Annotated in this window: 11 protein-coding genes; 4 read left to right on the top strand and 7 right to left on the bottom strand. The window is 68.6% G+C overall.

What is annotated here, in order from left to right:
- Window positions 1-81 precede the first annotated feature (81 nt).
- The 3 genes from leuS to VFE05_02070 form a co-directional block, all read right to left on the bottom strand.
- Window positions 82-2,601 carry a leucine--tRNA ligase gene (gene leuS, locus VFE05_02080; protein HET6228834.1) on the bottom strand — a complete coding sequence of 840 codons (2,520 nt, stop codon included), beginning with the start codon at window positions 2,599-2,601 and terminating at the stop codon, window positions 82-84.
- 180 nt (window positions 2,602-2,781) lie between these two features.
- Window positions 2,782-3,831 (bottom strand): aminopeptidase, encoded by a 1,050-nt coding sequence (locus tag VFE05_02075; GenBank protein HET6228833.1) that lies wholly within the window; start codon window positions 3,829-3,831, stop codon window positions 2,782-2,784.
- A gap of 44 nt (window positions 3,832-3,875) precedes the next feature.
- Window positions 3,876-4,571, bottom strand: coding sequence for a hypothetical protein (locus tag VFE05_02070; protein HET6228832.1), 696 nt, complete (start codon window positions 4,569-4,571; stop codon window positions 3,876-3,878).
- A gap of 334 nt (window positions 4,572-4,905) precedes the next feature.
- On the opposite strand from VFE05_02070, the gene VFE05_02065 reads away from it, so the two are divergent.
- Together VFE05_02065 and VFE05_02060 are read left to right on the top strand one after the other, a co-directional pair.
- Complete coding sequence (locus VFE05_02065) at window positions 4,906-5,640, top strand: rhamnogalacturonan acetylesterase (protein ID HET6228831.1); 735 nt, start codon at window positions 4,906-4,908, stop codon at window positions 5,638-5,640.
- A gap of 75 nt (window positions 5,641-5,715) precedes the next feature.
- Window positions 5,716-6,297 carry a phosphoglycerate mutase family protein gene (locus VFE05_02060; protein HET6228830.1) on the top strand — a complete coding sequence of 194 codons (582 nt, stop codon included), beginning with the start codon at window positions 5,716-5,718 and terminating at the stop codon, window positions 6,295-6,297.
- A 199-nt stretch (window positions 6,298-6,496) separates the two neighbouring features.
- Here the strand turns inward: VFE05_02060 and pabB are convergent, their stop codons facing one another.
- On the bottom strand, window positions 6,497-8,344 hold the full coding sequence (pabB, locus tag VFE05_02055) for an aminodeoxychorismate synthase component I (protein HET6228829.1): 1,848 nt from the start codon (window positions 8,342-8,344) through the stop codon (window positions 6,497-6,499).
- 270 nt (window positions 8,345-8,614) lie between these two features.
- Here pabB and VFE05_02050 point away from each other — a divergent pair, with 270 nt between their 5' ends.
- Entirely contained in the window at window positions 8,615-9,043 is a 429-nt protein-coding gene (locus VFE05_02050; GenBank protein HET6228828.1) for a hypothetical protein, read from the top strand.
- 125 nt (window positions 9,044-9,168) lie between these two features.
- Here the strand turns inward: VFE05_02050 and aspA are convergent, their stop codons facing one another.
- Complete coding sequence (gene aspA, locus VFE05_02045; GenBank protein ID HET6228827.1) at window positions 9,169-11,049, bottom strand: aspartate ammonia-lyase; 1,881 nt, start codon at window positions 11,047-11,049, stop codon at window positions 9,169-9,171.
- A gap of 179 nt (window positions 11,050-11,228) precedes the next feature.
- On the opposite strand from aspA, the gene VFE05_02040 reads away from it, so the two are divergent.
- A complete protein-coding gene (locus VFE05_02040; protein HET6228826.1) occupies window positions 11,229-12,008 on the top strand; it encodes a hypothetical protein in 780 nt (259 codons plus the stop codon).
- 114 nt (window positions 12,009-12,122) lie between these two features.
- Here VFE05_02040 and VFE05_02035 read toward each other — a convergent pair whose 3' ends face one another.
- Together VFE05_02035 and VFE05_02030 are read right to left on the bottom strand one after the other, a co-directional pair.
- Window positions 12,123-12,626: a hypothetical protein gene (locus VFE05_02035; GenBank protein ID HET6228825.1), complete on the bottom strand. Its 504-nt coding sequence runs from the start codon at window positions 12,624-12,626 to the stop codon at window positions 12,123-12,125.
- Between the two features lie 33 nt (window positions 12,627-12,659).
- Window positions 12,660-13,334: a hypothetical protein gene (locus VFE05_02030; GenBank protein ID HET6228824.1), complete on the bottom strand. Its 675-nt coding sequence runs from the start codon at window positions 13,332-13,334 to the stop codon at window positions 12,660-12,662.
- Window positions 13,335-13,621: the final 287 nt, after the last annotated feature.

The raw sequence follows: 13,621 nt of genomic DNA, 5'->3' as shown, positions 1-13,621 counted from the left end.
AGGGGGCCCCCCGCCGTGTACGACGAAGGCCGCGCCTCCACCTCGGAGACGCGGCCCTCTTTTCATCTACCGAACCGGCGGTCAGCCGACGACGAGGTTGACGAGGCGGTCGGGGACGAAGATCAGCTTGCGGAGCTGCTTGCCGTCGATGAAGCTCTGCACGTGCGGGTCGGCCAGGGCCGCGTCGCGCGCTTCGGCCTCGGCGATGCCGCGCGGCATGGGCATGCGCGCGCGGACTTTTCCGTTGACCTGCACGACGAACTCCACCGTGTCGGCCACCGCCTTCGCGGGGTCGAACGCGGGCCACACGGCCGCGTCGAAGACCGACTCGCCCGTGCCGCCCATGCGCTCCCACAGCTCCTCGGCCATGTGCGGCGCGAAGGGTGCCACCATCACCACCAGCGGCTCCACCGCGGCGCGCTCGGGAGTGCGGCCGCCGGCGCGGACCACGTTCAGGTACTCCATCATGGCCGCGATCGCCGTGTTGTGCGACAGCGCCTCCACGCCCTCCGTCACCTTCTTGATGGTGGCGTGAAGCTTCTGCTCGACCGCCGGGTCCAGCGGCGCGTCCACGGCGGAGAGCGCCGTGTCCCACAGCCGGTTGAGGAAGCCGTACGGGCCGGTGATGCCCGCGTCGCGGAAGTCGCCGCCCTCGGTGTACGGCCCCAGGAACATGAGGAAGGTGCGGAAGGTGTCCGCGCCCCAGTCGGCGATGTAGTCGTCCGGCACCACCACGTTGCCGCGCGACTTGGACATCTTGGCGCCCTCCTTCACGATCAGCCCGTGCGCCCGGAAGCGCGTGAAGGGCTCCTCGAAATCGATCAGCCCCATGTCTTTGAGCGCCATCGTCACGAACCGGGCGTACAGCAGGTGCATCACCGCGTGCTCGTTCCCGCCGATGTAGCTGTGCACCGGCAGCCACTTACGCACCACCTCGGCATCGAACGCCTGTGTGTCGTCGCCCACGTTCGGGTAGCGCAGGAAGTACCAGGCCGAGTCCAGGAACGTGTCCGACACGTCGGTCTCGCGCCGCGCCCGGCCGCCGCACTGCGGGCAGGTGGTGACGTACCACTCCTCGTGGCGCGCCAGCGGCGAGATGCCGGACGCGTCGGGCTTGAAGTCCTCGATGAAGGGCAGCTCCACCGGCAGCTGGTCCTCCGGCACCGGCACCGTGCCGCAGTCGTCGCAGTACAGGATGGGGATGGGCGGGCCCCAGTACCGCTGGCGCGAGATGGTCCAGTCGTGCAGCCGGTAGTTGACGCGCGCCTCGGCCAGGCCCTTCGCGGCCAGCCACTCCGTCACCTTCCGCTTGGCCTCCGCCACCTCCAGCCCGTCGAACTCGCCGGAGTTGACGGTGCGGCCGGGACCCGTGTACGCCTCGTCCAGCGGCGTGCCCGCGTCCTGCCCCTCACCGGCGACGACGCGGACGATGGGGAGGCCGAATTCCTTGGCGAACTCGAAGTCGCGCTCGTCGTGGCCGGGGACCGCCATGATGGCGCCGGTGCCGTACTCCATCAGCACGTAGTCCGCGATCCAGACGGGAATCTCCTGGCCCGTCGCGGGGTTGATGGCGCGGCCGCCGGTGTCCACGCCCGTCTTGCTCTTGTCCGTCTTCTTGCGCGTGACCAGGTCGGTGGCCGCCACCTTCGCGCGGTACTCGTCCACCTGCGCGCGGTGCGACGGCGGGGTGATGCGGTCCACCAGCGGGTGCTCGGGCGCCAGCACCATGTACGTGGCGCCGAATATGGTGTCCGGCCGTGTGGTGAAGACGCGGATCACCGGCTTCTCCGGCTCGATGGCCGCCGGTTCGTGCCGGTCTTCCGACGCCTTGCGGCGCGCGATGGGGAACTCGACCTCCGCCCCCTCGCTGCGGCCGATCCAGTTCTCTTGCGCCTTCTTGGTCGTCTCGGACCAGTCGATCGTCTTCAGGTTCTCCAGCAGGCGCCCGGCATAGTCGGTGATCTTGAAGAACCACTGCGACAGGAAACGCATCTCCACCGGCGTGCCGCAGCGCTCGCACTCGCCGCCCACCACCTGCTCGTTGGCGAGCACGGTGTTGCACGACGGGCACCAGTTGACGGGCGCCTCCTTCTTCACCGCCAGCCCCGCCTTGTAGAGCTGGAGGAAGACCCACTGCGTCCACTTGTAGTAGTCGGGATGCGTGGTATCCACCGTGTGGTTCCAGTCGTACATGAAGCCCACGCGGCGCAGCTGCCGGGTGAAGCGCTCCACGTTCCGCGGGATCAGCTCCGACGGGTGGATGCCCTGCTTGAGCGCGAAGTTCTCGCTGTGGATGCCGAACGCATCGAAGCCGATGGGCTCGAACACGTCGTAGCCCTGCAGGCGCTTGAAGCGGCCGTAGATGTCGGCGCCCGTGAACGCGTAGATGTTCCCCACGTGCAGGCCCTCGGCCGACGGGTAGGGGAACATCATCAGGTTGTAGAACGGCTTCTCCGCCGTGCGCAGCTCGCTGGCCGTGTACGTGTTGGTGCCGCGCTCGTCCCAGCGGGCCTGCCACTTCCGCTCCACCTCGGCGGGGTTGTAGCTGTTCGTCTCGTGCGCGTCGTCGTCGCCGCGCACGGTGGCGCTCTCGGTGTCCATGGTTGCGTCCCGCCGGTTTCGGTTGCGGCTGATGATCTATCGTGGGGCTCGGGAGATGCGCGGCCGGTGCGCATCTTCCGAAAGCCGTGTCGTAGCTGGGTAGACAAGACCGCCGGCGGAGGATCTTCCCCTGCCGGCGGCCGTTGGCTGCTGCCTGAAATTGCTGGATCCTGCCGGAATTTACAACCCCTGTCCAGGGGGAAGCAGCCCCTCCACCGCCTTGTAGCCGTCCTTCTGGCCTTTGGCGGCCGCGACGATGTCGGCCACAGTGCGCCGCAGGTCGCCCCCACGCGACTGGTACACGGCCTCGAACAGGTCCAGGCGGCCATAGTAGAGCCGCCGGGAGATGAGGGTCGCGTTGTTCAGCGGCGCCGTGAGGAACGAGCCGTAGGTGTTCACCTTGAGCCGGGGCTGCACGTGCTGGCGGAACTCGTCGCGCGCCGCGTCGAAGATCTGCTCGCGCTGCTCGATCTTCTGCTGCGCGGTCAGGTCCGCGCGGGCGTACAGCGCCTCGAGCTGCGTGACCATGCCGCTCATGAAGCGGCCGAAGACCCGCTCGTCTTCCCACTCGTCCGTCGCATGCCGGCAGTGCGGAGACCCCACGCCTTCGCGCCCGCAGAAGAGCTGGATCGCCCCGCGCGCGCCCACGAAATTCGCCAGGCTCTCGTTGAACATCGCCTGGCCGCCCAGATAGATGGTGTTGTGCGTGGTCTCGTGGATCACCGTGTTGCCCAGCGACACGGAATCGTAGCGGAGGAGAGAGCTGAGCACCGGGTCCGCGAACCAGCCCAGCGTGCTGAACGCGCTGGTGGGCCGCAGGTACGTGTCGTAGCCCTTCGCGTCCAGCTTCGCGATCTCGCGCCGCGCGTCGCTCTCCTTGAAGAAGCCCTTGTACGGGACGCGGCCCACGATGGGGAACCACCACGAGTAGCCCTGGAACCTGTCCTTCCGCGCCGCGCTGAGGATGAGCGCCAGCGTGTCGGACTTGACCTCGCTGTACAGCGTGTAGCTCTTCCCCGTCTTCAGCCCCAGCGAGTCGTGCGCGAACGCACGCGCGTCGAGCACGAGCTGTAGCTTGCCGCGCTTGGCCTCGGGCGTGCGCGGGTCCGCCACGAGCCGCGCGATGGGCTGCCGCCGGTGCAGGATCTTCGCCTCCTCCCACCCCGCCCGCAGCACGTACGCCGGCGAGCAGGCGGACGCGAGGAGCGGCAGACTTACGATGGCAACCATTCGCTGGAAACGCCGCATTGCTTGTGCTCCACTCTAGCTGTAGGTCATCTGAGTGCGTCGTTCATGCTCATCCCTACACTACACAGCAGACTCCAATACCGGCGAAAGTCCCTACCGATGAAATTGTCTGCCCATTTGGATTCCATTTTTCGATCGCCGTATTCGAAGGATTGAATTCGAATACCGCGCCGGTCTTCTTTCGTCGAAAGCGTAAAGAGAGTGTCGACCAGACTTCGATGCTTCACCGTATTCGTATAACCATCCAGGTAGTGAAATTCGGGGGAGGTAAGGAGCTGTCTGATGGCTTCATGGAGTAGTGGGAAACGGCTTCGAACATCGGCATTCTCTTTGAGATCTTTCATTCCAGGAGAGTACTTTCTTCGCCTCGAAGCTGAATCGATGCCCAGTACGATGCAGATCACCTGAGCAAGTATGTCAGCAGTCGAATGCAGAGACTGAGCGAAGGCAATTATGTGAGCCTCCGAGTACATGTGGGCTAGGCAAAGAGGTTTTGGATCTTTTTGTCCGGTCGCGTGAAACAAGATCTTCTGGAGCACATCGACGGCTTCCATATCTGGAGGAACCTCGCCGTGAATCAGGCGAGTTGCTTCATCGCGATGATACTTGCATATATTTAGCTTCCACAACACCGCGTCTACGGACGGTTGCACTTTAGCTAGCAGCGGAGTGTCGAGATGCACTAGCATTAGTTTGCGGAATTCTCCGACTGCCCATTCCATCGTTATCCCCTGCGACTGGCGAAGTGAGTGAACTCCGGTGAGGTTCCGCGACAGAATGTATCAGCTATCTGCCGAACAGGAGAGAGCAGCCGGTCGTCAACATATCGTCGCACCCAATCCATTGACCTAAAACCAATTCCGAAGTCTGGCGTTGGGGCGAAGCCCGGATAGTATTTAGCTGGCGTTATTTGAGGAGCGATTGCACGATTCCCGTACTCACACGTAAACGGCCTGTCCAGTCCAGATGCCGTTCCCATCATCCACGGTCGAATTGCATCCCATTTTCGACGGAATGAAGAGACCTCTGCTCGCCCTGCTTCTCGGTGCGCTTGTCATGGCTGCCTCGCCCGCACGCACGACCGTGTACATGATCGGCGACTCCACGATGGCGGACAGGCCGCAGCCGGAGACGAACCCGGAGCGCGGCTGGGGGCAGATGCTGCCGCGGTTCTTCGACGAGACGGTGAGCGTGCGCAACTTCGCGGTCAACGGCAGGAGCACGAAGAGCTTCATCGACGAGGGGAAGTGGGCCGCCGTCCTCGCCCAGCTCCAACCGGGCGACTACGTGCTGATCCAGTTCGGCCACAACGACGAGAAGACGGAAGACCCCGCGCGGTACACGAACCCGTACACGGGCTACCGCCGGAACCTGGAGCGCTTCGTGGCCGAGTCGCGGGCGAAGGGCGCCACGCCGGTGCTGTTCAGCTCCATCGTGCGCAGGCACTGGAACGCGCAGGGCGTGCTGGAGGACACCCACGGCGCCTACCCGTTCGTGGCGCGCGAGGTGGCGAGGGACCTCCACGTGCCGTTCGTGGACCTTCAGCTCGCCTCGGAAGACATGGTCCGCGGCGCTGGCGTCGAAGCGTCGAAGCGGCTCTACGCGTGGTCCTCGCCGGGCGAGTTCGCGATGTATCCGCAAGGGCACCAGGACGACACCCACCTTTCCGCGGCCAGCGCGGAGGCCGTCGCCCGCCTCGCCGCGGAAGGGCTGGCGCGCTCGGGCCTGCCGCTGGCGCGCCACGTTCGGCTGGCCGGCGGGGCATCCGCGGCTGACAACCCGCCTCGCTGAATCTCTGGCCTCCCTCCGCTCGCCGTTGTATGCTGCGCGCGGACTCTCAACCCTCCTCTCGCTACCCGCGATCTCATGCGCACGCTGAACCTTTCCCGGCTCCTTCCTCTAGCGACGCTCGCCGCTGCCCTTCTCGCCGCACCCACTGTGCTGCGCGCGCAGATGCCTGCGCCTGTGCCGGGCGTCACGACCGTGATCGTGGTACGGCACGCGGAGAAGGCGACGGACGACCCGCAGGATCCCGCGCTCACCCCGGCGGGCCATGCACGCGCCGCGGTCCTGGCGCAGATGCTGAACGGGACCACTGTCTCCGCCATCTACACCACGCAGTACAAGCGCACTCACGAGACGGCGGAGCCGCTCTCCGCGGCCAGCGGCGTGGCGGTCACGGAGCGGCCCATTGGGGCGGCGAACTCGGCAACGTACGCGCAGGACCTGGCGCGCGAGATCATGGCCACGCAGCGTGGCAAGACGGTCGTGGTCGTGGGGCACAGCAACACGGTGCCGGCCATCGTCCAGGCGCTCAGCGGGCAGACGGTGCCCGACATCGCCGACACGGAGTACGACCACCTGTTCGTCGTCCAGATCCCCGCGACCGGCACGCCCACGGTCCTGAGCAACCACTACGGCCTCCGCACCGGCTCCACCGTGCTGTGAAGATCGTCGGGCGAGAACACGCGGGGTTGAGACCGTAGATGAAACGAGCGAGGGGAGATCGGCGCCGGCCGTTCTCCCCTCGCTGGTTCCGGCAACGAATCTCACGCGGAGGCGCGGAGGACGCGGAGAACAACGCTCTTCCTCGGCTTTTCTCCGCGCCCTCCGCGGCTCCGCGTGAGCCACGTCTTTCGAAGTGCGCTCAGTCCACCAGCTCGGCGCAGCGCCACTTCCGGAGCGAGTTGACGAGATAGATCGTATCGGCTGCGTGCAGATCGTCGGGATGGAGGATGCGCTCACGGACGTCGCCGGTGCGCAGCAGCTCGGCGCGGAGGACGCCGGGGAGGAGGCCGCACTCCAGCGGCGGCGTCCACATCTGCCCGCCGATGCGCACGACGACGTTGGCGATGGTGGACTCCGTGACCTCGCCGCGCTCGTTCAGCAGCAGCACGTCTCCGCAGTCGGGGCGCTCGGCGGCGCGGCGCTCGTACGCATCTCGCCGCGTGGTCTTGTGGTACAGCAGCGCATCCGCACTGTCCACCGGCTCCGCCGAGAAGGCAATGCGTACCGTGGACGCGTCCAGCGCGAACGGCTGCGCATCTACCGAAACCCCGCCGTCTCGGCTGACAAGCAGCCGCACGCGCATCGCCCCGTTCGCGGACGCCGCGACAGCGGTGGAGAGGGCATCGCGCACCTCGTCCGGGTCGAGGAGGAAGCCGAAGTAGCGGGCGGAAGATGCGATGCGGGCGAGATGGCCTTCGAGCAGGAAGAAGCCGGCTCCCGGCTCGTGCAGCAGCGTCTCCAGCAGACGGAAATCGTTGGGCGTGCGGCGGGTGAAGCGCGCCTTGTCCGTGCACTCGCGCAACTCCGCGCCCGCGGCGGAGTCGTACGTGATGCCGCTGCCCACGCCCAGCTCCGCCGTCCCCGCGCGCCGGTCCAGCACCAGCGTCCGGATCGCAACGCTGAACACCGCCTCGCCCGGCGAGACGAAGCCGATGGCGCCGGTGTACACGCCACGCGGCCCGTCCTCCATCTCCGCGATGATCTGCGACGTCCGCACCTTGGGCGCGCCGGTGATGGAGCCGCACGGGAAGAGCGCGCGGAACACGTCCGTGAGCCGTGTCCCCGGCAGCGTTCGCGAGCGGATGGTGGACGTGAGCTGGTGCACCGTCTCGTACCGCTCCGCCTCGAACAGGCGCGGCACGGTGACGCTGCCGAACCGGGAGATGCGGCCCGCGTCGTTCCGCAGCAGGTCCACGATCATCAGGTTCTCCGCGCGCTCCTTGGGCGATGCGAGCAGCTCTGCCGCCAGCGCGTCGTCCTCCGCCTCCCACCGCCCGCGCGGCCGCGTGCCCTTCATGGGCCGCAGTTCCAGCTCGTCCCCCGTCCACCGGAAGAACAGCTCGGGAGATGCGGAGACGATGGCCGCGCCGCCGAACCGCAGGTGCGCGCAGAAGGCCGAGCGCTGCGCCTGCGCCAGCCGCGAGTACAGCGCCGCGTCGTCGCCGTCGAACTCCGCGCAGAGGCGGAACGTGAGGTTCACCTGGTACGTGTCCCCCGCCGCGATCAGCGACCGGATACGCTCCACCCGCTCCATGTAGTCCGCGTTGGAGATGGACGGCCGCCACTCGCCGAGCGTGTAGCTTTCGGGAGATGCGGGCGCTTCCGCCTCCCCGGCCACCTCCTCTCGCCTGGCGAAGAGGGCGAAGCGGAGCAGCGGAAGCCCTTCGCGCGGCGGGTGCGTGGCGAGCGCGGGGTCGAACGCGGGCGCGGCCTCGTACGCGACGAAGCCGGCGGCGTGCAGCCCCGCATCCACCGCGGCCTCTACGCGCGCCAGGGCCGGCAGCACGTCGTCGACCGTCCACGCCGTTACGACACCTCGCGGCTCGCGGAAGCGGAACGACCGCCCCCCCCCGTGCTCCCCCAGCGCGTCGAACCGCGCCAGCTCCTCCGCCCCGCCCTGCATCTCCCGACCGCCGGCCGGCGCATCATCCCCCGCCCCCGCATCGACCGGCGACGCGGGAGGGACGGCGGGTTGAGGATGTTGCACGGGCGGCTCGGTCACGGGGAGATGTACACGGATGGGGACGCCGCACGGGCGCGGCGGAGGACGTACGCGGGAGCGAGGCGGCGGCGGCCGAGAGACCAGAGCCCGATAAACCCGCGCATCTGCTCACGTATCAGCCTCTCGCCTACGGAGGCGATACGGCAGAGCGGACGGCGCGGCTCTTGTATGGGCACCCTTCCACGAAATGCCCGCCGCGCGACGAGCGACTTCGCCCCGCGGCACGAGATCCTACGCCGAAGGGGAGGTTCCACCATGCGACGTTCGCTCCTCGCCGCCGCGCTCCTGCTGTCCGGGAGTCTGCTGGCCGGCTGCGATGCCAACTCCACGTTCCTCAACAACAACCTGAACTGCGACCGCGTCCGCACGTACGACATCGGCAACACGGTCAACGGCTCGCTCACCAGCAGCGACTGCCAGCTCTCCGACGGGTCCGCGGCGGACTACTACGAGATTCGCGTCAACAGCAGCCGCCAGGTGCAGATCGTGGCGCAGTCCAACCAGTTCGACCCCTACCTCGCCATCCTGGACAGCAACGGCAACTCGGTGCAGGAAGAGACGTTCGGCGACGTGGGCTATTCCGAGATCGTGACCAGCCTGCCGTCCGGCACCTACTACGTGACCGCCACGTCGTACAACCCCGGCGACCAGGGCAGCTACCAGCTCACGTCAGACTACTACTGACCGCGCCGCATCGGCGGGGAAACCCGGCGGAGGACGGACGAAGGTCGCCGCCGCTGCACGGAAGGACGGGAGGGGCGATGCCGGCGCGGCATCGCCCCTCCGCGCATCCATCGACGTGACGCAACTCAGCCGGTCGCCGCGGGATGCGGCATGGCGCGCGGCTGGGTCATGGCCTCGGGGGTGAGGATCTCGTCCAGGCGCGCCTGCGAGAGCCAGCCCTTCTCCTGGACCAGCTCGTACACGCCCCGCCCGGTGTGCAGCGCCTCGAGCGCCACCGCCGACGAGCGCTCGTAGCCGATGTACGGCACCAGCGCGGTGACCAGGCCGATGGAGTCCTCCACCATCTTCCGCAGCCGCTCGCGGTTGGCGGTGATGCCCACCACGCACCGCTCGCGCAGCACCACGGCGGCGCGCACCAGCATGTCGATGCTCTGGAACAGGTTGAACCCGATCACGGGCTCGAACACGTTGAGCTGGAGCTGGCCCGCCTCGGCCGCCATGGCGATGGTCAGGTCGTTGCCCATCACCTGGAAGCAGACCTGGTTGACCACCTCGGGGATCACCGGGTTCACCTTGCCGGGCATGATGGACGAGCCCGGCTGCATGGGCGGCAGGTTGATCTCGTTGAAGCCCGTACGCGGCCCGGAAGAGAGCAGCCGCAGGTCGTTGCAGATCTTGCTCAGCTTCACCGCCACGCGCTTGAGCACGCCGGAGAGCTGCACGAACGCCCCCGTGTCGGCTGTGGCCTCCACCAGGTCGGGCGCGGTGACGAGCGCCAGGCCGGTCGTGGCCGCCAGCCGGTCGCGGACCAGGGCGGCGTAGCGCGGGTCGGTGTTGATGCCGGTGCCGATGGCGGTGGCGCCCATGTTCATCTCGCGGATCAGCGCCGCGGCCTCCTGCAGCCGGTCGATGTCCTCGCCGATGGTGACGGCGAAGGCGTTGAACTCCTGCCCCAGCGTCATGGGCACGGCGTCCTGGAGCTGCGTACGCCCCATCTTCAGCACGTCGGCGAACTCCGCCGCCTTGGCCGCGAACGCGCCCCGCAGCTCGCCCAGCGCCACCACCAGGTCGCGGATGGCCCAGTTGCCGGCGATCTTGAGCGCGGTGGGGTAGACGTCGTTGGTGGACTGCGAGAGGTTGACGTGGTTGTTGGGATGCACCCAGTCGTAGTCGCCCTTGCGGCGGCCCAGCAGCTCCAGCGCGCGGTTGGCGATCACCTCGTTGGCGTTCATGTTGGTGCTCGTTCCCGCCCCGCCCTGCACCACGTCCACCACGAACTGCTCGTGCAGCCGCCCGTCGCGGATCTCGCGGCAGGCGCGCACGATGGCGTCGGCGATCTCTTCCGGGATCAGGCCCAGCTCGGCGTTGGCCTGCGCGGCGGCCTCCTTCACCGCGGCCAGCGCGTGCACGAAGTACGGGTACTGCGAGATGGGGATGCCGGTGATGGGGAAGTTCTCGGTGGCCCGCAGCGTCTGCACGCCGTAGTACAGGTCCACCGACAGGTTCCGCTCGCCCAGCAGGTCGTGCTCGGTGCGCAGCTCGCCCGACAGGTAGCCGGCGGAGCGGCCCGTGAGCCGCACGTTGGCCTGCCGCAGCCGCGAGGCGATGACCTGCGCCGCCGCCAGCGCCAGCTTGCCGTAGAGCGCCGGGTGCTCGCTGGCCACGGCGCTCAGCCGGTCGCGGGCGATCTCCACCAGCTCGGCGTCCTGGGTGACCAGGCCCGACGTCGAGTGGGGGTAGTCGTCCAGCAGGCTGCCCTCGCCGTACGACTCGCCCTCGGAGAGCACGTGAAGCACCTCGGGGCGGCCCTGGAGGCCCTTCACGATCTCCACGCGGCCGCGGAGCAGGATGCCGAACGAGCGCCGCGGCTGGCTCTCGCGGAAGACGTAGCTCCCCGCGGCGGCGTGCCGCAGGTCGGCCGCGCCCGCCAGGAAGTCCAGCTCGGCGGGGTCCAGGGAGCGCAGCAGCGGGTGCGCGCGCAGGACCTCCAGAATCTGTGTGTCCATGGGTCTCGCCATCGCAGCTTTCGGGGCTTGGGTGGAGCGGCGCTAACGTACCCCGGGCGCACCGCCGGGACAAGGCCCAGGTGCTTGGCTGGAACGGAGATTGCACCTGCCGTGCTGCCCTGCGCCGGCGGTGAGAGGTGGCGCGGCGGGCCGGAAACCGAACCAGAGGGAGGCCACAGATGGGAGCTTTCGACCGCAACAACTACGACCGTGACCTGGGCAGCCGCGGGAATCCGCAGTGGGGCGCCGGGAACGGGGCGGGCTGGGCCGGGCAGGCCGAGAACTCGGTGCGGCGCGGCTGGGACCGGATGACCCACGGCTCCAGCGACACCTTCAGCGGCGGCTACGACCGGGACTACGGCTACCGCGGCATGTCCGGCGGCGGGGGCAACGGCTACTCGAACCAGGGCGGCGGTTGGGCAGACCGCGCCGAGGGAAGCCTGCAGCGCGGCTGGAACCGCATGAAGAACACCGGCCGCGAGGCCATGGACATGGGCGGCTACGACCGCGACTACGGCTACCGCGGCCAGCAGGGCGGCTCGTGGGGCACGGGGTACGAGGGCGGCGCCGGCATGGGCATGGGCGGCGGCTACGACCGCGACTACGGCACCATGGGCGGCGGGATGGACCGGGGGATGCAGGGCGGCGGGTACGGCGGCGGCTACGACCGGGGGATGAAGAGCCGCGAGCAGACCAACAACGGCGACCCCTTCGGCGACCGCCAGAACCGCACCCCCATCCGCATGATCCGCGGCGGCTTCCGCGGCGGGCAGGGCGACATGGGACGCGGCGACGTGGACCGCGGGATGATGGCCGGCGGGATGGGCGGCTACGACCGCCAGTACAACGGCGGCGTGGGCGACGAGCCCTACTACAACGCCGACGACTACCGCGGCGGCCAGAACATGCGCGGAGGGTACGACCAGGGCTACCGCGGCAACAACCGCGACTGGTTCTAGCCCGGCGCATCCCGTCTCGGCCGACGGGCGGATGACGTGACGAAGGGCCCGCCTCCGCGAGGAAGGCGGGCCCTTCGTGCGTCCGTCAGCTGGCGGAGGGGAGGTGGGCCGGACCTACCCCTCGCGCGCGAGGGTGGCGACCAGGCGGGCGGGGCTCTCGTAGTCCAGGAAGCTCATGGGCGCCTCGGAGGTCCGCATCTCCACGAAGTCCAGATCCAGCGCGGGGAACGACGGCGCGGCGTCCACGTAGCCCTGGGCGAGGTACGCCAGGTCGTTCATAGAGCCCAGCACGCGCCGGTTCGCCGTCTTCGCCACCACGACGTCGTCCAGCGTCTCCATCTGGCGCCGCGTCCAATCGCCGGGTACGTCCAACCGGGCGAGGAAGCGGGGCAGCCGCTCGCGGAAGAGGGGGAGGGCGGTGTGGATCGCCCGTGCCGGCGTGATTACGGTGAGGAGCGTGGTGACGGAGGTGAAGATCACCGCCGTGCGGCCGGGAAGCGGCAGCGGCACCCGGTTCACGTACCACTCCGAGAGCGGGCCCGACGGCTCGGGAGGGTCCGCCGTCACCGGGAGCTTGGCGCCCTTCAGGAGGCGCTGGGTGCAGCGGAGAAGAAGCATCGTAATCCGAGGGTCAATAGACCGGCTGCGGAGCTACTCCCGGCCCATGCGGCGCTTGAGCTCGCGGAGCTTGTCGTCCACGTCGCTGGCGGAGGGGCGCTGCGGCGGCGGAGTGCCGCCCTCCATGTCCTCGGTGAGCTCGCGGAGGGCGTCGTCGTACGCCGAGCGGCTGTCGATGTCGTCGGCGGTGCGGTCGAAGGTGCGGAACGCGTCGTCGGTGGCGCCGCCGTTCCCCGTGCCGCCGATGGTTTCGCGGGCGCCCGCGCGCCGCATCTCGGCGAGGAGGGCGAAGCGGTTGGCGTCGGCCTCCTTGTAGCGCCGCAGCATGTCGTGCGACTCGCGCACGCGCAGGTCCCACTCGTCCTTCGCGGCCTTCACCTTCTCTTCCAGCACGCGGATGCGGTCGTGGTGCCGCGCCGCGAACTCGTCGGCCACGCGTACCGTCTCGGCGTCGCCGATGCGCTCGGCCATGCCGCGGCGGCGCACGGTGTCTTCCAGCATCTTCCGCTCGCGCTGGAGGTCCAGGCCCGCGCGGCGGTGCTCCTCCTCGTACACGGGCAGGTTGGCGCGGGCGTCCACCATCTCGCGGCGCATGGCCCCGAGCAGCTCGGCCACCTGGTCTTCGGGCTCGCGGCGGCCCACCTCGCGCAGGAACGACGCCCACGCGCTCGAGAACAGGGTCTTCAGGTCGTCTAGCATGGGCGCCAAGATACCCGCCCCCGCCCCCAGTCGCAACGACAGTGGCGACCAGCATCGGCAGAGGGATAGCACGTTCAGGGGAGATCGGTCGGGCGGTGCTGAAGATGTGGTGCGTGCGGAAAGGTGCACCCTCCCCCGGCCCCTCCCCCGCAAGCGGGAGAGGGGAGAACTGCTTGTGGTTTCTGGAGATATTACCCCGCCCGCTAATTGGTTTGCGCGGCGTAGGTCACGTGTCGGCCCTGGAAATAGCGGCGGACGAGGTCAGGTCGGCGTTGCTTCCCGCGGAGGAAGGCGCG

It is taken from the genome of Longimicrobiaceae bacterium (genome assembly GCA_035696245.1).
GTDB lineage: Bacteria > Gemmatimonadota > Gemmatimonadetes > Longimicrobiales > Longimicrobiaceae > DASRQW01.
This window is presented reverse-complemented; position numbering and strand designations above follow the sequence as displayed.